Origin of the sequence: Mucilaginibacter sp. 5C4 (assembly GCF_034345625.1) — a bacterium.
In the GTDB taxonomy this organism is placed as follows: domain Bacteria; phylum Bacteroidota; class Bacteroidia; order Sphingobacteriales; family Sphingobacteriaceae; genus Mucilaginibacter; species Mucilaginibacter aurantiaciroseus.
Genome location: NZ_CP133775.1, coordinates 322,271 through 344,048, shown reverse-complemented (window position 1 = coordinate 344,048; position 21,778 = coordinate 322,271). Strand labels below are relative to the sequence as shown.

The 21,778-nt window shown below is 44.4% G+C and carries 20 protein-coding genes; 13 read left to right on the top strand and 7 right to left on the bottom strand.

Annotation, left to right across the window (positions count from 1 at the left end; all coding sequences use genetic code 11):
• Positions 1–73: 73 nt before the first annotated feature.
• From RHM67_RS01535 to ligD, 3 genes are all read left to right on the top strand, one after another.
• The gene (locus tag RHM67_RS01535; protein ID WP_322229941.1) at positions 74–1,270 is read left to right on the top strand and encodes a threonine synthase; all 1,197 of its coding nucleotides are present in this window, start codon (positions 74–76) and stop codon (positions 1,268–1,270) included.
• 98 nt (positions 1,271–1,368) lie between these two features.
• Complete coding sequence (locus tag RHM67_RS01530; protein ID WP_322229938.1) at positions 1,369–1,770, top strand: VOC family protein; 402 nt, start codon at positions 1,369–1,371, stop codon at positions 1,768–1,770.
• Between the two features lie 60 nt (positions 1,771–1,830).
• Positions 1,831–4,575: a DNA ligase D gene (gene ligD / locus RHM67_RS01525; RefSeq protein ID WP_322229935.1), complete on the top strand. Its 2,745-nt coding sequence runs from the start codon at positions 1,831–1,833 to the stop codon at positions 4,573–4,575.
• Between the two features lie 1,156 nt (positions 4,576–5,731).
• Here ligD and RHM67_RS01520 read toward each other — a convergent pair.
• From RHM67_RS01520 to RHM67_RS01505, 4 genes are all read right to left on the bottom strand, one after another.
• Entirely contained in the window at positions 5,732–6,097 is a 366-nt protein-coding gene (locus RHM67_RS01520) for a response regulator (protein WP_322229932.1), read from the bottom strand.
• A gap of 164 nt (positions 6,098–6,261) precedes the next feature.
• Positions 6,262–6,891 (bottom strand): NAD(P)H-dependent oxidoreductase, encoded by a 630-nt coding sequence (locus RHM67_RS01515; RefSeq protein ID WP_322229930.1) that lies wholly within the window; start codon positions 6,889–6,891, stop codon positions 6,262–6,264.
• A gap of 95 nt (positions 6,892–6,986) precedes the next feature.
• Positions 6,987–7,379, bottom strand: a complete 393-nt coding sequence (locus RHM67_RS01510; protein WP_322229928.1) for a hypothetical protein — start codon at positions 7,377–7,379, stop codon at positions 6,987–6,989.
• Positions 7,380–7,381: 2 nt separating this feature from the next.
• The gene (locus RHM67_RS01505; RefSeq protein ID WP_322229926.1) at positions 7,382–9,661 is read right to left on the bottom strand and encodes a biosynthetic peptidoglycan transglycosylase; all 2,280 of its coding nucleotides are present in this window, start codon (positions 9,659–9,661) and stop codon (positions 7,382–7,384) included.
• A gap of 102 nt (positions 9,662–9,763) precedes the next feature.
• On the opposite strand from RHM67_RS01505, the gene RHM67_RS01500 reads away from it, so the two are divergent.
• The 4 genes from RHM67_RS01500 (at position 9,764) to RHM67_RS01485 (ending at position 13,180) form a co-directional block, all read left to right on the top strand.
• Entirely contained in the window at positions 9,764–10,870 is a 1,107-nt protein-coding gene (locus RHM67_RS01500) for an Mrp/NBP35 family ATP-binding protein (RefSeq protein ID WP_322229924.1), read from the top strand.
• An 87-nt stretch (positions 10,871–10,957) separates the two neighbouring features.
• Positions 10,958–11,236 carry a NifU family protein gene (locus RHM67_RS01495; RefSeq protein ID WP_252758704.1) on the top strand — a complete coding sequence of 93 codons (279 nt, stop codon included), beginning with the start codon at positions 10,958–10,960 and terminating at the stop codon, positions 11,234–11,236.
• 104 nt (positions 11,237–11,340) lie between these two features.
• Positions 11,341–11,961, top strand: coding sequence for a carboxypeptidase-like regulatory domain-containing protein (locus tag RHM67_RS01490; protein ID WP_322229921.1), 621 nt, complete (start codon positions 11,341–11,343; stop codon positions 11,959–11,961).
• Between the two features lie 91 nt (positions 11,962–12,052).
• Entirely contained in the window at positions 12,053–13,180 is a 1,128-nt protein-coding gene (locus tag RHM67_RS01485; protein WP_322229919.1) for a Fic family protein, read from the top strand.
• Between the two features lie 209 nt (positions 13,181–13,389).
• On the opposite strand, the gene def is transcribed toward RHM67_RS01485, so the two are convergent.
• Together def and RHM67_RS01475 are read right to left on the bottom strand one after the other, a co-directional pair.
• A complete protein-coding gene (def, locus tag RHM67_RS01480; RefSeq protein ID WP_322229916.1) occupies positions 13,390–13,962 on the bottom strand; it encodes a peptide deformylase in 573 nt (190 codons plus the stop codon).
• A gap of 21 nt (positions 13,963–13,983) precedes the next feature.
• Positions 13,984–15,213 carry a pitrilysin family protein gene (locus tag RHM67_RS01475; RefSeq protein WP_322229913.1) on the bottom strand — a complete coding sequence of 410 codons (1,230 nt, stop codon included), beginning with the start codon at positions 15,211–15,213 and terminating at the stop codon, positions 13,984–13,986.
• 60 nt (positions 15,214–15,273) lie between these two features.
• Between RHM67_RS01475 and hpt the strand changes: the two genes are divergently transcribed.
• Both hpt and RHM67_RS01465 read left to right on the top strand, forming a co-directional pair.
• Positions 15,274–15,810 (top strand): hypoxanthine phosphoribosyltransferase, encoded by a 537-nt coding sequence (gene hpt, locus RHM67_RS01470; RefSeq protein ID WP_322229910.1) that lies wholly within the window; start codon positions 15,274–15,276, stop codon positions 15,808–15,810.
• A 294-nt stretch (positions 15,811–16,104) separates the two neighbouring features.
• Positions 16,105–16,779 (top strand): hypothetical protein, encoded by a 675-nt coding sequence (locus tag RHM67_RS01465; protein ID WP_322229907.1) that lies wholly within the window; start codon positions 16,105–16,107, stop codon positions 16,777–16,779.
• Here RHM67_RS01465 and mfd read toward each other — a convergent pair.
• The gene (gene mfd, locus RHM67_RS01460; RefSeq protein WP_322229906.1) at positions 16,776–20,129 is read right to left on the bottom strand and encodes a transcription-repair coupling factor; all 3,354 of its coding nucleotides are present in this window, start codon (positions 20,127–20,129) and stop codon (positions 16,776–16,778) included. The two genes, RHM67_RS01465 and mfd, sit on opposite strands and share 4 nt — an antisense overlap.
• 138 nt (positions 20,130–20,267) lie before the next feature.
• On the opposite strand from mfd, the gene RHM67_RS01455 reads away from it, so the two are divergent.
• The 4 genes from RHM67_RS01455 (at position 20,268) to RHM67_RS01440 (ending at position 21,665) form a co-directional block, all read left to right on the top strand.
• Entirely contained in the window at positions 20,268–20,684 is a 417-nt protein-coding gene (locus RHM67_RS01455) for a DUF4199 domain-containing protein (RefSeq protein ID WP_322229905.1), read from the top strand.
• Entirely contained in the window at positions 20,674–20,979 is a 306-nt protein-coding gene (locus tag RHM67_RS01450; protein ID WP_322229903.1) for a DUF2752 domain-containing protein, read from the top strand. The genes RHM67_RS01455 and RHM67_RS01450 overlap by 11 nt, the downstream gene beginning before the upstream one ends.
• 136 nt (positions 20,980–21,115) lie before the next feature.
• A complete protein-coding gene (locus tag RHM67_RS01445; RefSeq protein ID WP_322229901.1) occupies positions 21,116–21,487 on the top strand; it encodes a TM2 domain-containing protein in 372 nt (123 codons plus the stop codon).
• 52 nt (positions 21,488–21,539) lie between these two features.
• Positions 21,540–21,665 carry a hypothetical protein gene (locus RHM67_RS01440; RefSeq protein ID WP_322229899.1) on the top strand — a complete coding sequence of 42 codons (126 nt, stop codon included), beginning with the start codon at positions 21,540–21,542 and terminating at the stop codon, positions 21,663–21,665.
• Positions 21,666–21,778 lie beyond the last annotated feature (113 nt).

The following is a 21,778-nucleotide window of genomic DNA, read 5'->3' as shown; positions in this document are numbered from 1 at the left end:
TTGTAGTAACATTATAGTTAAAAATTTGCGGATATATCAGCTTGTTAATACCTTGCCGGCCTATAATAAAGCCATGGTTAACAGCACAACAACAATAACGGGACAATCCAGACTGATCAATTTAAAATGCCCGGCTTGCGGTGCTGAGTATGACGCCGCCCAGCCAAATACATTTTGTATTGTCGATGGATGCAATAGCACACTCTTCGCGCAATATGATCTAAGCCAGCCACTTAGTAAAGAAATTTTGATGGGCCGCCCGGCCAGTATGTGGCGTTACCGAGAGTTACTTCCTGTCTTGGATGATGAGAATATCGTTACCATGGGCGAGGGTTTTACACCCATTATCCCCATAAAAAACCTTACCCATGATACTATCGGCAATCAGGTATTCTGGAAAGATGAAGCGGGCAACCCAACGGGCTCATTCAAAGCAAGAGGCATTGGTATGGCTGTTTCCAAAGCTAAAGAGTTGGTTATTAAAACCATAGCAACCCCAACCGCGGGTAATGCGGGTGGTGCATTGGCCGCATATGCTGCACGTGCCGGTGTTAAAGCCATCGTGTATATGCCCAGGCTAACCCCGCAGGTATTTAAGGACGAATGCCGATTGTATGGCGCTGATTTAGTGGAGGTTGACGGCAATATTGCGGATTGCGGTAAGCTGGTTGCCGAAGGTTCTGCCGAACACGGCTGGTTCCAGATCTCGACCCTGAAAGAACCCTATCGCCTTGAAGGCAAGAAGACTATGGGCTTTGAGATAGCCGAGCAGTTTAACTGGGAGTTGCCCGATGTGGTGTTCTACCCCACAGGTGGCGGAACAGGCCTTATAGGCATCTGGAAGGCATTTGATGAGTTGGAGCAGCTGGGTTGGATAGGTAGCAAGCGCCCACGTATGGTTGCTGTACAATCCGAAAGTTGCGATGGCATTGTAACTGCCTTTAAAGGAGGGGATTACAGTGCAGAATTTGTGGATGGCGGCTTCACTATTGCCAATGGCCTGCGTGTGCCTAAATCATTTGCGGATAAGATCATATTGAAAGTGCTGCGTGATAGCAACGGTACTGCCCTCACCATCAGCGATATAGAAATGAACGACGCCGTAAAGGAGATTGCCCGCCACGAAGGCATGCTGATAGCCCCTGAAGGCGCTGCATTATGGCAGGCCTATAAAAAACTAAAAGCATCTAACTGGATAAAACCCGGCGAGACCATTGTTTTGGTAAACACCGGAAGCGGATACAAATACCTGGAAAATATAACGATTTAAATCACCAAAAAACGCCCGTCAATCACCAAAAACCGACCCTGATTGTTCTTTGTTGGCTGCATTTTTGTACTGTAAAATACAACTAAAAAACAAGCGTCATGTTAAAAAATTCAAAAGCGTTCAGCGGGTTTTCTGTCAATGATATTGATGCCGCTCACCAATTTTACGGCGAAGTGTTAGGCCTGCAAGTTGACAAGACCGAGGACATGGGCGGCATGCTCACCATCCATATCGATGGCAACCAAAACAATATTTTGGTGTACAACAAACCCGACCATCAACCGGCTAACTACACCATTTTAAACTTCCCGGTGAAGGATATGGAGGCAACTGTAAAAGAGCTTACCGCCCGCGGCGTAAAATTCGAGATCTACGACAGCGAATACCTGAAGACCGACGAACATGGCGTATCCAAAGGCAACGGTGGGCCAACCATCGCCTGGTTCAAAGACCCGGCAGGCAATTTCCTGTCTGTTCTTGAGCCGGACTCGGGCCAGTAACCGCTTGATTTCTAATTAATTTCTTTTCAAACCATAATTAACGCTGAACGTTAGTTAGTTATGAGCCTTGAGAAATATGCCCAAAAACGAGATTTTACAAAAACCTCGGAACCTAAAGCCGGTAGCAGCAAGGATAGGGGTAAACTGATGTTCGTGATTCAAAAGCACGATGCATCGCGCCTGCATTACGACTTTAGGCTGGAGATGGACGGCGTACTCAAAAGCTGGGCCGTACCCAAAGGCCCCTCAACCGACCCCAAGAGTAAGCGACTGGCCATGATGGTGGAAGACCACCCGTTCGACTACCGCAACTTTGAGGGTATTATCCCGCAGGGCGAATATGGCGGTGGTACGGTCATCGTTTGGGACGAGGGCACCTACGAACCTATCGAGGAAATAAAGGGCGGCAAAAAAGCACAGGAGAAACATCTGCTGAAACAACTTAAAGACGGCTCGCTCAAAATAAAACTCCACGGCGAAAAACTGGAAGGCGAATATGCCCTGGTAAAAACCCATGGCATGGGCGAGAATGGCTGGCTGCTCATTAAACATAAAGACGATTTTGCGTCTGCCGCCGACATCACAAAAAAAGACAAATCTGTATTCTCCGGCAAAACTATCGAGAAGATGGAAAAAACCAGCGAAAAGGTTTGGAAGGATGGCGAAGAGCAGGATGTAGAAGAAGAGAAACCAAAGATGGCCTTATCAAAAAAAAAACTTCATGAGCCTGTAGCAGACCTGGCAGAAGAAGCTGAAGAAACATCCGAAGATAAGGAGATAAACGCCAAAGCGATACTGAAGAAAGCACCCAAAGGCAAGAGCCCTACCGGCATAAAACCAATGCTGGCTACCCTGGTGAACGAACCCTTTGACGACCCTGAATGGGTATACGAAGTGAAATGGGACGGTTACCGCACGCTTGGCTTCATTAACAAAGGCGAGGTACAGTTGCTATCGCGCAATAACAAGGATTTCAATGAGAAATACTACCCGCTAAAAAAACTACTGGAAAGCTGGAAGCTGAACGTGGTTATCGACGGGGAGGTATTGGTGCTGAACGATAAAGGCGTGTCTAACTTTGGCGCCCTGCAAAACTGGCGCAGCGAGGCCGATGGCGAATTGGTGCTATACATCTTCGATATACTTTGGTATGATGGTAAAAACCTGATGGACCTGCCGTTGACAGAGCGCCAGGCCATAATGCGCGATGTGATCCCAACGGATGACGACCGCGTGCGCATAAGCCAAACGTTTAAGGCCAACGGCACCGAATTTTTTGAGGCTGCCGGTAAAATTGGCCTGGAAGGCATTATGGCTAAACGTGGCAACAGCACTTACGCGCCGGATAACCGCTCTAAAGACTGGCTAAAAATAAAGATCAACAAACGGCAGGAGGTGGTTATTGGCGGCTTCACCAAAAACGAAGGTACTGCCAAGCAATTCAGCTCGCTGTTGCTGGGTGTTTACGAGGATGGCAAATTCCTGTATGTAGGCAAAGTGGGTACAGGCTTTTCGGACAAATTGCAAAAGGAAATGATGGCGACGTTTAAGCCATTGATAACAGATATAGTGCCGTTTACCAGCGAACCGGACGTAAACAAACCATCCCGTTTCCGCCCTAATCCGCCGAAGGCTAAAGCCACCTGGCTAAAACCCGAACTGGTTTGCGAAGTGAGCTTTGCCGAGGTGACCAGCGACGGCGTGTTCCGCCACCCATCGTTCGAGGGGATGCGGGTTGATAAAAAAGCCAAAGAGGTAGTGCGCGAAACGGAAGCCGATACCACCGACATTGTGGAGGAGGAAGAGCATCACCCCGAAACAAAAAAGGTGCCTAAACATAAATTGGTTGCCGCGCCCAAAGAAGCCGTTAAGCGTACGCTGCTTAACCCTAAAGAAGAAACCCAGGTAAAAAAGATTTGCGGGCACGACCTGAAATTTACCCACCTCAGCAAGGTTTACTGGCCCGGGGACGGCATTACCAAGCGGGATATGTTCAACTACTATTACCAGGTTGCTGAGTATATTCTGCCATATTTGAAAGATCGCCCGCAATCCCTTAACCGCTTCCCTAATGGCATCCATGGGCCAAGCTTTTATCAGAAGGATGTCCGCGGCAAATCGCCCAATTGGGTGAACACATTCCCCTATACCACCAGCGATGGCGAGGATAAAGATTATTTAGTTGGGCATGATGAAGCCACTTTGCTTTGGATGGCATCTTTGGGCTGTATCGAAATGAACCCCTGGTTCAGCCGGGTACAGTCGCCTGATAATCCCGACTATTGCATTATCGACCTCGACCCCGATAAAAACACCTTTGATCAGGTGATTGAAGCGGCGCAGGAAGTAAAGAAGGTGCTTGATGCCATTGATGTTCCAAGCTACTGCAAAACCTCCGGCTCTACAGGCATGCATATTTATATCCCGCTGGAGGCTAAGTACAATTATGACCAGTCGCAGATGTTTGCCCGGTTGATCGTTAATATAGTTCACCAGCAGATCCCGGATTATACCTCGCTGGAGCGGATGATCAAGAACCGCAAAGGCAAAATGTACCTCGATTTCCTGCAGAACCGCCCCGGTGCAACCATTGCCGGCCCGTATTCGCTACGCCCAAAACCCGGCGCAACCGTTTCCATGCCCCTGCACTGGGACGAAGTAAAACCCGGCCTCACCATGAAGCACTTTACCATCCATAATACTATTGCCCGCCTCAAAAAAGAAGGCGATCTGTTTAAGGGGGTACTTGGGGAAGGGATAGACCTGGAGATGACGATCAAAAAAGCGCAAAGTATATTTAAATAGCAGAAGCGTTTGGTAAAAGACGCGAAGTATCGCGTCTCTACGAATAGAATCCGTTCGGCACATAACCCAACTACATTGCTGGTTCAAGTTTAGCGCAGCGTAACTTGGACCTAAAACATTTTAAACATTCAGCTTACGCAAGCAGAATGTTTGCAACATTTTGGGACGATTTGGGAAACTTCGATCAGTGAAGGATTATTATTAATTCGGTTTGAAAGGATGTCCAGCTAACATTGTAATAATAAAAGGCACAGCAAAAATCGCAATAACAACTATCAACGCAATAATCAAGATCGCAATAGCCCCTTTACTCATTCTTTTAAATTAAAGTTTGAATATAATAATTTTTTCATCCATGGTCTACTGGTATATAGTCTCCTCTCGAAACAAAAGAAGATAAAGGCTAAGTCAAAGAGAAGCTTCCGCCCGCCCCTGCCGGTTCTTAACGCTTTCTCGCCGCATGCGCGAATCTCGAAGCTAAACTCACATTCCCGCCATTCACCCGGCCCGCCCGAGTTGAGGTTTGGGTCAATGCTTAAGAAAAAAAGAAATCTTCTGTCATTGATACGTGGCTGTAGAGACGCGATACTTCGCGTCTCCTTGCATAAAATCTATTCGCTATACAGAGGCCGCAGATTAGTTCTTCGTTAGGAGCGGAAGTGAGTTGCCGTTTAGTCTGTGGATGTTCATTTTCTTTGCCTTAGCCGCAAAGAAAACGAACCAAAAGAAAAGGCTAAGTCAAAGAGAAGCTTCCGCCCGCCCTGCCGGTTCTTAACGCTTTCTCGCCGCATGCGCGGTCTTCGAAAGCTAAACCGACATTCCCGCCATACACCCGGCCCGCCCGCTTTGACGTTTGAGCCCACGCTCTTAAAAAAGCATTCAAAAATTCATCTCAGGAATGAGCCTGACAAACGGACCGATAACTTTAAAATGCGACATAGTGTAACACACGGGAGGCACTGCAACTGATAAAGCACAAACTTAAAAAGGGTGTTACCAAGTCGCGACTTTTCTTTAATTCGTTTCTTTTGGGAGAAAAGAAATGAACATCCACTGACGTTTAATAAAGCACACTACCATTCTTAACGAAGAACCAATCGACTCCTGTTCTATCGAAGATTGCCACGCCACGCTCGTAATGACATAAGTGTGAGCTTTACGCAGCCAATTGCACTTCCACCTTTTTAATAAGTGCCGTCATATCAAAGGGTTTATGAAGGATATCGTCAGGCGCACCTTCCCCGTTAAGGGCGGCATCCAGGTCTTCTTCTGCAGAGCAAATGATAACCGGGGTATCCATAGTAGATTTATTGAGTTTTAAGATCTTGCAAATATCGCGGCCATCCATGCCGGGCATGTTGGCATCCATGATCAGCAGATCGGGATGTGTTTTTTGCACTTCTTCAATTACGCGGTCGCCGTTCGGCAGCGAGGATACATCATAGCCGTTATTGATCAGTATGTAACTCATTACTTCTACTATCAATTCGTTATCGTCTACTATTAATATTCTCTTGCGCATAATATAAGGGTTATGCAAAGCCCGTGCCGATATTTATAACGTATTTAATATTCAGGCAATTATATTAACCTTAAGCATGAACAACTATAAAGCAAAAGAGCGCTACCGGGCTTCCGGTTGCGCTCTCTTATGATAATGTTGTGGTTTAATAACCACAACATGTATTAAATATGGATAAAAAACTCGCTGGCAGGGCGTCGTACTTTCGCGGCGTTGGCGGTTTCATCATCTTCGGCGCGGTAACCAATTGTTGCTATAACGGTAGCGGTTAAGCCTTTTTCTTTTAAGCCCAATACCTCGTCGAAACCGGCTGGGTCAAAACCCTCCATAGGGCAAATGTCTACGTGCTGGTCTGCAGCGGCAGTTACCAAAATACCTAAACCTATGTAAGCTTGTTTTTGTGCCCAGGTCAATAATTGTTCTGGTGTGCGGCCATTGATAGCGCCTAATACCATGTCTTCAAAACCAGCTAATGCTTCACGGGGAATGTTGCGGGTTGCGGCAACGTTATCTATGTATTTTTTGCCAAAATCTTCGTTGATGTTAGTTTCGGCGGCAAATACGATCAGTTGAGAAGCATCCGTAATTTGCGTTTGGCCGTAACCTACAGCTTTTAATTTTTCGCGTGTGTCGGCATCTTCAATTACCAATATGCGGTAATGTTGTAAACCTAATGATGATGGTGCCAGTTGCACGGCATCTAATATGGCTTTTAATTTTTCGGCAGCTATCTTTTTTGTGCTGTCGAATTTTTTAGTGGCGTATCGCCAGTTTAAACTATCTACTAATGACATGTTGTTTTATTGTTTAGTTATAGGCACAAACATAGATGTTGCAACACGCACATTGGTCATACATAAGTAAATACTATCACTGTAGCGGGTAAAATTTAAAATTCGTTGGAGGTGGAGCGGAGGTCGCCATATTCTTCACCCTCGAAATGGGCGGTGTTTAAAACCGGGTCGATCTCAAAATTCCAGTAGGAGTGCTGGTTGTGGAGGTCGTTTACAATAGCCGAGCAGCTAAAGGTAAGCTGTAATTTATAATTGACGCGGATGCGGCCTTTTAATGTGTCGGGGTCAAAACGCTTTACCTCGAATGCAATCGCATCAAACTTTGATGAGCCGTACTTGTCCCGGTTCTCCTCAGTTAACGCTTCAAGCAATAAATTATATGGCTGCATACCGGGCTTGAACAGCATTTCAATTGTTGATCGTAAGGCGTCGTTATCCAGCGGAATGGCAAGATCGCCGGGTAACGCAATATCAAACTTTTCCTGCATGGTTAAGGCATCCGGTCTTTTAATTCGTTAACCTTTGCTTTGCCTTCGTCCTTCAGGCGGTTCTTTTCCGCTCTAATTTCTTTTTTAGTACGGCCGGCGGTATCTACGTTATCCACTTTCAATTTGTAATCGGCTTTTACCTTTTCTATTTCCAGTTTAAGGCGGGCTTTAATGGCATCGTTTGTCTCTTCGATCCTCTTCTCCATTTTGGCCTCGGTAGTATCTTTTTTACCGAACAGGCGCTGGAATAAACCTGGTTTTTTAGGCTCTTCAAAAACAGGTGCGGCAACACCTACGCCACCAGCATCGTCATCTTCGGATTGGTGCATCAGACTATCGGCAACCGCGGTATCAATAGGCGCGATAGTTTGGCGCAAGCCCTCGCGCAGGCGAACGCTGTAGAAGCCATACGCGCTGGTGTCGGGCTGGGTAAGGCCTTTTTTAGCCATTAGCCTACCTATGAGGTTAAAGTAGCCGTGCAGGCCCTGCCTAAGGCTACCATCGGGCTGAAAGGCGTACAAGCCCGCCTTGGGGTTGGGAACTATACTGGCCAGGTAAATACTTTCGCCAATAGTTAATTCTGACGGCGATTTGCCAAAATAGTAGTGAGATGCTTCGCTGATACCGTAAATGCCTCGGCCCCATTCGATGATGTTGAAGTAAACCTCCAGCATACGGTTTTTGCTCATGAGGCGGTTATTCTCTATTAGCCAAACGATCAGGATCTCTTCTATCTTGCGCGACAGGGTTTTGTTCCTGCTCAAAAACGCGTTCTTGATCAGCTGCATGGAAATGGTACTGCCACCACGTTTGAATTTCTTTTCCTTAATATCCGTAATTATGGATTTGCGGATAGACTCGTCCACAAAACCACGGTTGGTGTAAAATGAAGGGTCTTCGGCCGTCATCACCGCGTTGCGGATGTTTGGCGAAATGTTTTCTAAAGGCGTAAAATTAGCTGCCCCGGCCCCGATTGTATGCGGCGGCATAGGCTTGCCTTTTTCGTAAGGGGTGTAAACAAAGGTGCTGTTAAGCTTGCCCAGGTCGGCGCGGCCATATTTCAGGATCTTGAAATCGCCATCCTTTTGCAGGCGCGAATCAAATACCATGTCATCCAGGTGCGCACGGTTCATGAACATGTTTAAGCTATAATTTAGCTTACCGGTAACCCTAATGCCATCCAATGATTCGAACATCCCGGTAGGGAACGAATCAAAAACATCCTGCGCGTTCACCCAACCGGTATTAACCTTTGCCTCGTAAATTTTAACCGGGTTAAGGGTATATTTTAAGTATGGGTTAGCCGTCAGTTTTTTAAGGTGGATAACCGATGAACTATCTAACGAAACATAGTTACTGCCCACAAAAACATTGGCATCAATAGAACCGTAAGGCACCACAATATCGCTTACGGAAAGCCCCGGATGGTTCAGCAACAGGTTGCGCACACTCCACGAACCGTAGATCCTGGTTTCGCCGCTGCTGTTTTTAACGTTGCTTAGCTTGGTGCTAATGGTGTCAAAATTCAGCTTCAGCTTAAATTTCTTTTGGATGATGGGCAGTTCCACCTTTTTACCATCGGCGTACAGGTGCACATCAATGTCTTTGTCGGATGGTACCATCTTGCCATCGATATGCCAGGTTGCATCGCCGTCATTCACGTTGATGGTTGAGGCAAGCTTGCCACCTTTAATGATAGCCGTTTGGGCCAGCATCTTTACTTTGGTGCTATCGTCCACAAAACTCATCCTGAAGTTATGGAGCGACAGGTTATCGGGGATCTTGTAAAGCACCTCGTTGATAAGGTTATTGGAAAGTACAGACAGGTCCACCTTATTGCCGGTGTTGGTGGTATCTTTCTTCTTTTTAAACAGAAAATCGAAGTTTTTGACGCCTTTGATGCTGGTAAGGTTCAGGAAACCATCCTGCAGGATCACATCGGCCAGTTTGATATTGCCGAATATGAGCGGGAGTAACTTAACACTTACACTAAAGTTTTTAATATTCAGTAGGCTGTCGCGCTGAAAAGGGACCACACTTATATCGGTAAAAGCCACTGTACTTAAGCCCGTAAATTTTGCCGAACCTATTTTTACATCTAAATTATAATCCCTTTTTGCTTTTGCTTTAGCTTTGTAGATGGCTTTTTGGAGCAATACCTCGCGCTTAGAGTAGGCCACATATCCGCCTATTAGCATAATAACTACTAATACAAGAACGGTTATACCTGCAATACGGATATATTTGGGGTTGATACGGCGCATATAGGGATTTTGCTTCAAAACTAATCAATTACAATGTTTGCAAACGGTTGCAAGCTGCAAATTGTTTTTATAACAAACGCATGCCGGCCCCTGTTTTCGTATTTTTGAGATGAAATAAATATGGAATTTACTAAAGAACAAGTTTTACAAGCCCTTGGAAATGTTGAAGAACCCGATCTTAAAAAAGACCTGGTAACCCTAAACATGATCCAGGATATACATATAGACGGCAACAAGCTAACCTTTTCGGTAGTGCTAACCACGCCTGCATGCCCGCTTAAAGCGTTGATAGAAAATGCCTGCCGTAATGCCATTGGCCACTTCATCAGCAAAGAGATAGAGGTTATGGTGAACATGACCTCGCAGGTGACCACCCAGCGTAATACGGGCGTACCGGGTGTGAAGAACATTATCGCGGTAGCATCCGGTAAAGGCGGGGTAGGTAAATCTACTGTATCGGTAAACCTGGCGCTTGCACTTTCAAAAACGGGCGCTAAAGTGGGTTTGATAGATGCTGATATCTACGGCCCGTCAATCCCCATCATGTTTGGACTGGAAGGCGTACGCCCAAAAGCTACACAGGAGAACGGCAAAACACGCATCGAGCCTATTGAAAAATTTGGCATCAAGTTGCTTTCGATAGGTTTCTTTACCGACCCGAACCAGCCTGTGCCATGGCGCGGGCCAATGGTATCTACCGCGGTTAAACAATTGTTTAATGATGCGGACTGGGGCGAACTGGATTACCTGGTGATAGACCTGCCTCCGGGTACCGGCGACATACATATTACGGTTACACAAAGCTTCCCGGTTACAGGCGCTGTAATTGTTACCACGCCACAAAATGTGGCTTTGGCCGATGCTAAAAAAGGTATTGGGATGTTTATGATGCCGGCTATTAATGTGCCTATTATGGGCGTGGTGGAGAACATGGCTTACTTTACCCCGGCAGAACTGCCCGATAATAAATATTACATTTTTGGACAAGGCGGCGGCCGCAAGCTGGCGGAAACGTTAGATGTGCCCTTTTTGGGAGAGATTCCGTTGATAAAAGGTATCAGCGATTCGGGCGATGCGGGCAGGCCGATTGTAATGGACGATGATGGTGTAATGACCACCGCATTTATGGAAATGGCCAGGCGCGTTGCCCAGCAGGTTTCTATTTGTAACGCCCAAAAGGCCGATTTAGCCTCACCCCAAACCCTCTCAGGTAGGCAGGGGCTTTAAGAAGCCCTCCCTTGCTGGGAGATTTAGAGGTGCGTATATAAGGATGTTGATTATTATTAATAACTTTACTTTATAATTTAAATTAGAATGAGTTTAACAGATCAGGTGGAAGCAGCGTTGGATACCATAAGGCCTTACTTAGAGGCAGATGGCGGTAACGTTTCTATCGAAGAAATTACTCCTGAAAAAGTGGTAAGGCTTAAGTTATTGGGTTCATGCGGCTCGTGCCCTATGAGCATCATGACGCTTAAGGCAGGAATTGAGCAAGCCATTTTAAAGGCCGTACCGGAAATTATCGGCATTGAAGCAGTAAACCTAACCGACATTGATGACCCCAATGCCGTGCTTCCCGAAAACTTAAGATAGTGTTAAGAAGTGTTAAATACGTTATTGATATATTTCAATGATGTATTTTTACCTGCTTGTTTAACGTTAATAAACATGGCAGGTAATTTGTGTTATATAAATAAATGAAAAAATTAATTGGCATATTGTTTTTACTGGTATCTATATCAGCATTCTCCCAACAAAAAGAGAATCCGTTGGTACAGTTTACGGGTGTGGTATATAATGCCGATAGTACAGGTGTGGTTGTGCCTTACGTAACCGTAACCAACAAAAGCAGCCACAATACGGCAAATGTCACCAACTATAAAGGTTATTTTTCTTTTGTAGTGCACGAGCAGGATTCCCTGCAGTTTACCGCGATAGGTTTTGCGCCCGTTACTGTGGTGATACCCGAGAACATTAAAAACAAAAGCTATACCGTACAGGTAACTATCAGACAGCAGATGATAAACCTGCCGATGGTAAGGGTGTTTCCGTGGGCAACAACAGATGAGTTCCGCAAGGACTTTGTGAACGCCAAGATTGCCGATGACGACCTGGAGATAGCCCGTAAAAACATCAGTCGCACTTCTATAGTAGCGATGACCAACACCCTGCCACGTGACGCGCAGGAGATCCAATCTGCCAACGCGCAGTACATGCACCAGGACATTGTTAACCAGCACTCGCGCGTTAACCCCTTACTTAACCCACTTGCCTGGGGTAGTTTGATCAAGTCGATAACCGACGGGGACAGTAAGTAAGAGGCAAGAATTTTATTCTCCAAATTAATATTAGAACCTTATCTCTGTTGGCAATACATTATTGTATTTTTGATTAGCTAAGATTTAATCGATGTTTTACAATATTCCATTATTGCCCCCTCAAAAGGATTTAGAAAGCAAGATAGTTTTAAAAAAGCTGCCTTCTGCACATAGAAGGTTAGCAGAGCTAAAAGGCGTTGCCGCTACTATACCCAATGAAAGCATATTAATAAATACGTTAGCGCTGCAGGAAGCGAAAGATAGTTCAGCTATTGAAAACATTATTACTACTCATGATGAACTATATAAAGCACAGCTTTTTGAGGAATTGATTTCAAATGCATCTGCAAAAGAAGTTAATAACTATGCGGAAGCGCTAAAACATGGATTCGATCTCGTTAGAAAGAATAAAATACTCACTACCAATCATATTATACAAATACAACAAATACTCGAACAAAACGATGCCGGGTTTAGAAAGGTGCCGGGAACAGAACTAATCAATCAAGCTACCGGAGAAAGTATTTATACACCACCTCAAGAATATGATAAGATAGTTGAGTTGATTGACAATATGGTTAAGTTTATGAATGACAGCATTGACAGCGACCTTGACCCATTAATTAAGATGGCAGTTATTCACCATCAATTTGAAAGTATTCACCCTTTTTATGATGGAAATGGAAGGACAGGTAGAATTTTAAATATTTTATATTTAGTTGTCCATGATTTACTCGATTTACCGATATTATATCTAAGCGGATATATAATTAAAAATAAAGCAGACTATTATCGACTGTTACAAAAAGTTCGAGACACCGGTGAGTGGGAAGAGTGGATTGTTTATATGCTAAATGGCATTGAACAAACGGCAAAAGAAACTATAGTATTGATTTCGCAGATGCGATCTTTAATGCAAGATTATAAGATGCGTATTCGTAAAGAATTGCCGAAGGTTTATAGTCAAGACCTGTTAAATAACATTTTTAGACATCCTTACACAAAAATTGAATTTGTGATGAAAGAGTTAATGATCTCAAGGTTGACCGCATCTAAATATACAGCCTTATTAGTCAAGCATGGTTTTTTAAAAAAGGAGAAAATAGGTAGGAGTAATTTTTACATAAACGTTCCATTATTCAGGCTATTTAAAAACGAGGTGGAATACAGACAACAAGCTCCGCCAATTCAAACCATCAATCCGATTGTACAATCATAATGTATATAGAAAAAGATTAAAATTATACATATTAAAATGTACATGTATAGAAAATGGCAATTTTCTATACATGTACACTAAAAATGTATATAAGGAATATAATTTTTAAGCATAAAAAAAGCAGGATGTTCAACATCCTGCTTTTTCGTTTATATAGTATTTATGTGAGACATATAGGGCCTAATCTCTAATTAACCAATCTCCAACCTCTAACGCCCTTTCTTCGCAGCCGGGAATTTCATCCTGTAGTCAACGTCAACAACACCTTTAGAGATATCGTTAAGGCGTTTTTCTATTAAACGCTTACGCAGCGGGCTAAGCTTATCGGTAAATAGTTTGCCTTCTATGTGGTCGTACTCGTGTTGGATAACGCGGGCAGCCATACCTGTAATGGTTTCTTCATGATGTTTCCAATCCTCGTCGTAGTATGAGATCTTGATGGTTGGTTTGCGGCTTACATCTTCGCGGATATCCGGGATGCTGAGGCAGCCTTCGTTAAAAGACCATTCTTCGCCGGTTTCTTCCAGGATGGTGGCATTTATAAATACTTTTTTGAAATCCTTAAGCTCGGGCTCTTCATCATCAAACGGGGTAACATCAACCACAAACAAACGCATAGACATGCCAACCTGTGGTGCAGCCAAGCCAACACCACGCGCGCCATACATGGTATCAAACATATTACCCACTAATTCTTTAATGTTTGGGTACTCATCTGGCTCAATAGACGTGGCCTTTTTCCTTAAAACAGGGTCGCCGTATGCTATTATAGGATATTTCATGGTGCAAAGGTAAAAGTTTTATTATTTAGGCTCAAATAATAAGGTTATCATACGGTCATTATCAAATATTTCATTGCTAATTTCCAGCAGGTCTTCGGCGGTAACCGCGTTTATTTTGGCAAAAATGTCTTCTAATGAATCTATCCGCCCAAAATCCATCAGGCTTTTAGCCATGGAGATGATGAGGCTCATCCGGCTTTCTTCGGCCAAAGCAATCTGACCAATAAACTTTTCTTTTGCCTGGCGCAACTGTACCGCGCCCAGTTTGTTTTCGCGCAGTTTTTTTAATTCTTTATGGGTCAGTTTAAGCGCTTTACCGGCCTTTTCGGCATCGGTACCAAAGTAAATGGAGAAGATCCCGGTATCAGTTAGCGAAGTATAATTAGATTCGATGGTGTAAGCGATACCATGCTTTTCCCTTATCTCCAGGTTTAAACGGTTGCTCATGCCCATGCCGCCCAAAACGTTGTTAAGCAACAACAGGCCATATTTATTTTGATGTGCCGATGGGTACGCCCGCCCGCCAATGATGCAATGCGTTTGCGAAATGGGTTTCTTTAAGGTATAGATGCCGTGGCTTATTGGCTCGGGTGCTATGCGTTGTTTTTGGTTGGTGTTCTCCGGCACGCTGCCAAAATACTTTTCGCACAGTTTCACCAGTTTCTTAAAATCGTAATCGCCATAAACGGCGAAGATCATTTGGTGGGTGTTGTTATTAGCGGTGATGAACTGCTTGATGTCTGCACCATTTAATACCCCAACACTCTCAGGCGTGCCTAAAATATTGTTACCAATGGGGTGGCCCTTAAAAAGGTATTCTTCAAAATCGTCTTGTATAGCTTCTTCGGGCTGGTCCAGGTATGACGAGATCTCGTCCAGGATCACGCCGCGTTCTTTCTCCATCTCATCTTCGGGGAAGGTAGAGTGGAACAGGATATCCTCGAACAGGTCTACCGTGCGCTCTAAATGCTGTTTTAACAGCGACGCGTGGATGCAGGTGTATTCTTTGGTGGTGTAGGCGTTCAGGTCCGCACCAACCAATTCCAGCCGGTTCAGGATCTGCGGGGTGTTACGCCTTTCGGTTTCTTTAAACAGCAGGTGTTCAATAAAATGCGCTAGGCCTTCTTTTTGGGGCAACTCATCGCGCGAGCCGGCATTGAGTACAAAACAGCAATGTGTAATAGGCGACGGCGAATGTTTAAATAATATGCGGATGCCGTTTGGCAGCGCGTGTACATGGTGATCTGTCATAAAAGCTTCAAAGATAGCGTATAAACATGCAATTTGTTTGGCTTTGCGTATGTTTACGGTATGAAACTACAAATAGCTGACCTTGAATTTGCGCCCATGTATTCGCACGAAACCATCCAGCAACGTATTGTTGAGCTGGCGCAGCAGATAAATGTTGACTTTGAAGGCCGCCAACCCATATTTGTGGGCATCCTCAATGGCAGTTTCATGTTCGCTTCCGACCTGGTGAAAGAGATCGTGGTGCCTTGCGAAGTTACCTTTACTAAGCTTGCCTCATACTTCGGCGGACTATCCAGCACCCGCACCATCCGCGATGATTTTGATTTGCATGTAAATATCACCGGCAAAGATGTGATCCTGCTGGAAGATATCATCGATAGCGGCAACACCATTAAATACCTTATTGAAAAATTACAGGTGCGTAACCCGGCATCCATCACCGTTTGCACCCTGCTTTTTAAACCAGATTCGGTAGAGCACAGCATCGAAGAACTAAAGTACGTAGCCTTCCAGATCCCCAATGAATTTGTAGTTGGCTACGGGTTAGATTACCGCGAGTTAGGTAGAAATTTGAGAGGGATTTATAAAAAGATTTAATATCTTTAAGGGATAATGCTTCAATTAATTAATAATAATAGAAGGACATCGGCAATTGCTATTACTTGCATAATTTGCTGGGTGTGTGCGTTCATCAATCTTAAATTATTTCCAAGTTATTCTTTTGGCCTTTTTATTTGGCTGCCTACAGTATTGGGCGCTATGTCAACTATGTTATACGCCTACAAGAATGAGGTGCGGAAAATATCTTGTTTCAAGTTAACCTTAGCAACGCTTTTGTTTTTTTGTTTAGGATTACTAACCTTCGCGTTTGAAGGTGTTATTTGCATAATAATGGCCGCCCCAATAGGTATGTTGTTTGCGTGGCTTGGTTATTTAATAGGCTATGAAATCGTTCGGAGTAAAACAGTTAATCCATCGTTAGTCGCAATACTGTTAGTGATATCGATGCCCATAATAAGCGGCTTTGAATATGTTGAAAGTAAGAACGATAAAGAACAATTGAGTTCTGTTACCACCCGTATTATAATAAAAGCATCCCCGGAAGCTGTTTGGAAAAATGTAATTCAATTTCCTCAATTAAGCCCGCCCTCCGAACTGATCTTTAACGCAGGAATCGCCTATCCCATTAACGCAAAAATTGAGGGCGTTGGAGTAGGTGCTATCAGGCGCTGTAATTTTTCGACAGGTAGTTTTGTTGAACCAATAACTGTTTGGCAGCAACCACATCTTCTTAAGTTTGATGTAGTTGAACAGCCAGAAACGATGAAAGAAATTAGCCTTTATGATCTACATCCAAATCATTTACATGGCTACTTTGTTTCTAAAAACGGGCAGTTTAATATAACTAAATTGAAAGACGGCAGCACGCTATTAGAAGGGACCACCTGGTATAGTAACAGGATTAAGCCCGTTATATATTGGAACATTTGGTGTGATTTTATCATTCATAAAATACACGAACGTGTGTTAGCTCATATTAAAGCCGAGGCCGAAAAAGGAAGTTAAACCGGCCGCACCACCATCATCTCACTCAATATCTCCAGCGCTTCGTCTATGTTGCCAATACGTTCTACACTCAGGCGCAGCGTGTTTTTTACCTCCTTAAGATTGGTGCGGCGTGGGTTGCGTTGTACAAATTCAAGCACTTCTTTAAAGGCCTCGGTTTCAAAATAGGCCGATTGCTGGTTGGTGATGAAATAGCCGCGCAGCACATTCTTTTTCAAAGATACTTTCTCGAAACCTATTGCCTTGCCTAACCATTGTAAACGCATGGAGTTCAGCAAATCGTGTACCTGCGGCGGGATAGGGCCAAACCTGTCATGCAGTTGTTGTTTAAAGGCTTGCAGTTCGGTTTCGTTTTCTAGTTTGCTTAGTTCGGTGTATAGGTTATAGCGTTCGCCGATGTTGGTTACATACTCATCCGGGATCAATATTTCCTGGTCGGTATCTATCTGTGTAAAGCTGATGAACGGCCTTGGCTTATCATCAGGGAATACGCCTTTAAATTCGTCTTCCTTCAGTTCCTGTATGGCTTCATCCAATATCTTGTGGTACATTTCGAACCCAATTTCGGCTATAAAACCGCTTTGTTCCGCCCCTAAAAGGTTCCCGCTGCCGCGGATGTCCAGATCGCGCATGGCAACGTTAAAACCGCTGCCCAGGTCGCTAAACTCTTCAATGGCACTTAGCCGTTTGCGTGCCTCGTTGGTTAAAGTAGAAAGCGGCGGACTCAGCAAATAACAGTACGCCTTTTTGTTGCTCCGCCCAACGCGGCCACGCATCTGGTGCAGGTCGCTCAGGCCAAACATGTGGGCATGATTGATGATAATAGTATTTGCGTTGGGGATATCCAACCCGGCTTCTATAATGGTGGTTGCCACCAGCACATCGTACTCGTGGTTCACAAATTTCAGCATTACATCCTCCAGGGCATCGCCCTCTAACTGCCCGTGGGCAATACCGATACGGGCTTTTGGCACCAGTTTTTGGATCATCCCGCCAAGCTGTGGCAGGTCGGCAACGCGGTTATGGATAAAGAATACCTGCCCGTCGCGGTCTATCTCCTGCTGTACAGCGTCTTTTATCAGCGTATCGTTAAATACATGCAGTTCGGTAAGTACCGGCTGGCGGTTTGGCGGTGGGGTAGAGATAATGGAAAGATCACGCGCGCCCATCAAAGAAAAATGCAGCGTACGCGGGATAGGCGTAGCCGTTAACGTCAGCGTATCCACATTAGCGCGCATGTGTTTCAGTTTTTCCTTTACCGTTACACCAAACTTTTGCTCCTCGTCAATGATCATCAAACCGAGATCCTTAAACTTCACATCCTTGCTCACCAAACGGTGCGTGCCGATGATGATATCCACCTTGCCTTCTTTCAATCCCGCAAGGGTATCTTTGATCTGCTTGCTGGTTTTAAAGCGGTTTACGTAATCGATATTTACGGGGAAGCCCTTGAGCCTGTCGCTAAATGTTTTGTAGTGCTGGGCCGCTAAAATGGTTGTAGGCACAAGTATAGCCACCTGCTTACTATCGGCAACGGCCTTGAACGCCGCACGAATGGCAATTTCTGTTTTACCAAAGCCCACATCGCCACAGATCAGCCTGTCCATAGGGTGCGGCGATTCCATGTCCTTCTTGAAATCAACGGTGGCTTTTTCCTGGTCCGGCGTGTCTTCGTAAAGGAAGGATGCTTCCAGTTCGGTTTGTAAATAGCTATCGGGCGAAAAGGCATTCCCATCCTGTGTTTTACGCAGAGCGTACAGCTTGATTAGGTCGCGGGCAATGTCCTTAACTTTTTTTTGTGTGGTTTTCTTGAGGCGTTCCCAAGTATCGGTACCCAGCTTGTTCATGCGGGGTTCGGTGCCTTCTTTGCCGCTGTATTTGCTGATGCGGTTAAGCGAGTTGATGTTTACATACAGCAAATCGTTATCGGCATACACCAAACGGATCATCTCCTGGGTTTTGCCGTTCACTTCTACTTTTTCGAGGCCGGCGTATTTGCCGATGCCGTGGTCGATATGGGTTACAAAATCGCCGGGCTTAAGGTCGCGCAGCTCTTTAAGCGTAATGGCTTGCGATCGCTGGTAGCCTTTTTTAAGCTTGTATTTATAATAACGGTCAAAGATCTGGTGGTCTGTGTAGCAAGCCAGCTTTTGTTCGCGATCAATAAAACCCTCGCGGATGCTGATGCTTACCGGGGTAAACTTTACGGTCTTGTCCAGGTCCTCCAGGATAGCATAAAGACGCTCTACCTGCCTTGCCGAATCGGTAAGGATATAGTTCTCTATCTTTTCGGCCTCGTTGTTTTTAAAGTTATGGATCAGCAGGCTAAAATCTTTATTGAACGATGGCTGCGGGCGCATATCAAAATGAATAGGCGTGGCATCGGTATAAAAAAATTGCTTACCAAATTCAACCAGTGGAAAGTCGTGCAGTTGGTCGGCAATCAATTTCTCGTCGGTAAAGCTGAATTTAGGGTCTATCCAATCCGGGTTCTGGTTCTTTTCATCGGCAGATAAAGCCCTCCATAACTGTGTGGCTTTTTTGTGCCCGGTTTGGATGATATCCAACGTAAACTGCACATCTTTTATCCATACCTGCGTGCCGGGCTCTACATATTCTAGCAGCGAGATATTATTCTCTGTCAGGAATTTAGATTGCACGTTAGGTACAATGGTAATATTTTTTACCTGCTCAACAGATAGCTGACTTTCTATTTCAAAAGTCCGGATCGATTCGATAGTATCGCCAAAAAACTCTACCCGGTAGGGCAGGTCATGCGAAAAAGAGAAGATGTCTACAATACCCCCACGGACAGAGAACTGCCCCGGCCCGTAAACAAATTCCACCCGGTCAAAATCATACTCCACCAAAAACTCGGTGATGAAATCGATACTTAGTTTATTGTTGACAGAAATTTCCAGTGTGTTTTTTTCCAGCGACGCCCGGTCAATTACTTTTTCTGCCAGTGCTTCGGGGTAAGTAACTATTAGCTGGCCGTATTCGGTAGCGTGGTTAAGCTCATTCAATACCTCGGCACGGGCAAGCACATTGCTGCTGTCGGGCTGGGTAAATTCAAATGGCTTGCGGTATGATGACGGGAAAAGCAGGACTTCTTTACCTGTTAAATTCTCCAGGTCGGAAAGGAAATAGGCGGCCTCTTCACGTTCGGGCAGTACAAATACCATGTGCTTGTGCTGCAAAAAATATAATGCTGTCGCCATGGCCGCATCACCCGACCCGACTAAACCACGAAGCTGTACTCTTGGACTTTTACTGGCATTTAAGGCTTGCGCCAATGCCTTTATCCGTTCGTCGGCCTTGTATCGCTCTAATATATCACGGATGTTCAAAACGGTGTAAATATAGGTAAAAAAGCCTTTTTTTACAGGCCGAACTATTTATCATTAAAATTAAAGCAAACAATTAGCACTTATGTTTACTTTTAAATGATATTTCGAAACAACAACACGGAACTAAACTTTCACTACATGAAAAACTCAGTAATATTTGGATCAATAATAGGCGTTTTAAGCGTGGTATGGCTTTTTGTTATGCGCCAAACAGGTTATAATTTATCAGACAGTAAAACAAACCCAATCGAATATGTATCCGTACTGATCCCGCTTATAGGCTTATATTTTGGCGTAAGAAAGTTAAGGGACGGCGAGCTTAAAGGCAACATGGGCTTTTTAGAAGCATTGATACAAAGCTTTAAAATTTTAATGGTAGGCGGCGTTATAGCGATATTTGCCGGTATCGTCTTTATAAACTGGGGTAATGGCGACAGTAACGATACTACGTTCCAAAGCTTTAGCGGCCGTATTTTTGGCGCCCTGCTTGTTGGTGTAATAGAGGCTTTTGCAGTATCTTTATTGCTTACCACTAAAAACAACCGTGTCGATTAAGAAAATATTTAACAGGTATTTCGAATTAATCTTCTGGATCGTGGCTTTGATCTGCCTGGCGTTTACAAACCCGGCAGGCCAAAGCCACTTTGGTTTATGCCCATTAAAATTGCTTGGCATTACCTGGTGCCCGGGTTGTGGCCTTGGCCATGCTATCTCCTATTTGTTTAGGGGCGATGTTAAAAGCTCTTTCCATGCGCATTGGCTTGGCATGCCCGTTTTGCTGCTTTTGCTATACCGGATCTACACGCTTGCTATAAACAAGCAATATAAGTTTACCGCTCCCCGTCGGTAAAAAAAACTTCCCGTATTTCGCCGAATAAATTGCCGCGCTTACCGATGGTTTACAATAAGCCGCCTAATAGCCGTAGGCAAAATTGTCATTCGATAGTAGTTTTACATCATCAAATCACACAATAAAAATTAAAAAGATGAACACTTACAATCCTTATATGTCACTGCCAGGCATCACACCAGAGGAAATGGCAGCACTACATCAAGCAACTAACGACTTGACTGACGCGCAAAAACAAAGTTTTTATATGATCTACTCAAGCAAAAGGCGCAGCCCTCAAGACATCCTGATCTTCACACTAATTGGCTTTATAGGCATTGCCGGTGTGCAAAGGTTTATGGTAGGCCAAACGCTAATGGGCTTGTTTTATTTTTTCACCGGGGGCTTTTGCCTTATCGGTACCATTGTCGACCTGATCAACCACCAGTCGTTAGCGAACGAGTATAATCAAAAAATGGCTTTCGAAAGTTTCCAGATAGCAAAAATGGGAATCTATAATCAACAATAATCACCTTAACCTTATCACATATTTTTTTACAGTCTTAAACCATATCACAATCATGAAAAATTCAAAAACACCCGCTACCCATAAATTAGTGTCACGCTTTGACAAAGAACTAATGAGCATTTTAATGAACGACCTTAAAACACTTAAGGCCCGCCAAATAAAACACGAAGCCTTATAACGGGGAAGCTATCTAAGCATACAAAAATCAAAACGCGGTGAGCGTTGGTAAACCAAAAAAAGGTTAGCGCCAAAGAAAATATCACCTGTACGTTTTGATTTTTTTTGTGGAAG

Excerpts from the sequence above, each read along its gene's own strand:
- RHM67_RS01535 (WP_322229941.1), top strand. The coding sequence starts at position 74 with ATGGTTAACAGCACAACAACAATAACGGGACAATCCAGACTGATCAAT.
- RHM67_RS01530 (WP_322229938.1), top strand. The coding sequence starts at position 1,369 with ATGTTAAAAAATTCAAAAGCGTTCAGCGGGTTTTCTGTCAATGATATT.
- ligD (WP_322229935.1), top strand. The coding sequence starts at position 1,831 with ATGAGCCTTGAGAAATATGCCCAAAAACGAGATTTTACAAAAACCTCG.
- RHM67_RS01520 (WP_322229932.1), bottom strand. The coding sequence starts at position 6,097 with ATGCGCAAGAGAATATTAATAGTAGACGATAACGAATTGATAGTAGAA.
- RHM67_RS01515 (WP_322229930.1), bottom strand. The coding sequence starts at position 6,891 with ATGTCATTAGTAGATAGTTTAAACTGGCGATACGCCACTAAAAAATTC.
- RHM67_RS01510 (WP_322229928.1), bottom strand. The coding sequence starts at position 7,379 with ATGCAGGAAAAGTTTGATATTGCGTTACCCGGCGATCTTGCCATTCCG.
- RHM67_RS01500 (WP_322229924.1), top strand. The coding sequence starts at position 9,764 with ATGGAATTTACTAAAGAACAAGTTTTACAAGCCCTTGGAAATGTTGAA.
- RHM67_RS01495 (WP_252758704.1), top strand. The coding sequence starts at position 10,958 with ATGAGTTTAACAGATCAGGTGGAAGCAGCGTTGGATACCATAAGGCCT.
- RHM67_RS01490 (WP_322229921.1), top strand. The coding sequence starts at position 11,341 with ATGAAAAAATTAATTGGCATATTGTTTTTACTGGTATCTATATCAGCA.
- RHM67_RS01485 (WP_322229919.1), top strand. The coding sequence starts at position 12,053 with ATGTTTTACAATATTCCATTATTGCCCCCTCAAAAGGATTTAGAAAGC.
- def (WP_322229916.1), bottom strand. The coding sequence starts at position 13,962 with ATGAAATATCCTATAATAGCATACGGCGACCCTGTTTTAAGGAAAAAG.
- RHM67_RS01475 (WP_322229913.1), bottom strand. The coding sequence starts at position 15,213 with ATGACAGATCACCATGTACACGCGCTGCCAAACGGCATCCGCATATTA.
- hpt (WP_322229910.1), top strand. The coding sequence starts at position 15,274 with ATGAAACTACAAATAGCTGACCTTGAATTTGCGCCCATGTATTCGCAC.
- RHM67_RS01465 (WP_322229907.1), top strand. The coding sequence starts at position 16,105 with ATGGCCGCCCCAATAGGTATGTTGTTTGCGTGGCTTGGTTATTTAATA.
- RHM67_RS01455 (WP_322229905.1), top strand. The coding sequence starts at position 20,268 with ATGAAAAACTCAGTAATATTTGGATCAATAATAGGCGTTTTAAGCGTG.
- RHM67_RS01445 (WP_322229901.1), top strand. The coding sequence starts at position 21,116 with ATGAACACTTACAATCCTTATATGTCACTGCCAGGCATCACACCAGAG.
- RHM67_RS01440 (WP_322229899.1), top strand. The coding sequence starts at position 21,540 with ATGAAAAATTCAAAAACACCCGCTACCCATAAATTAGTGTCACGCTTT.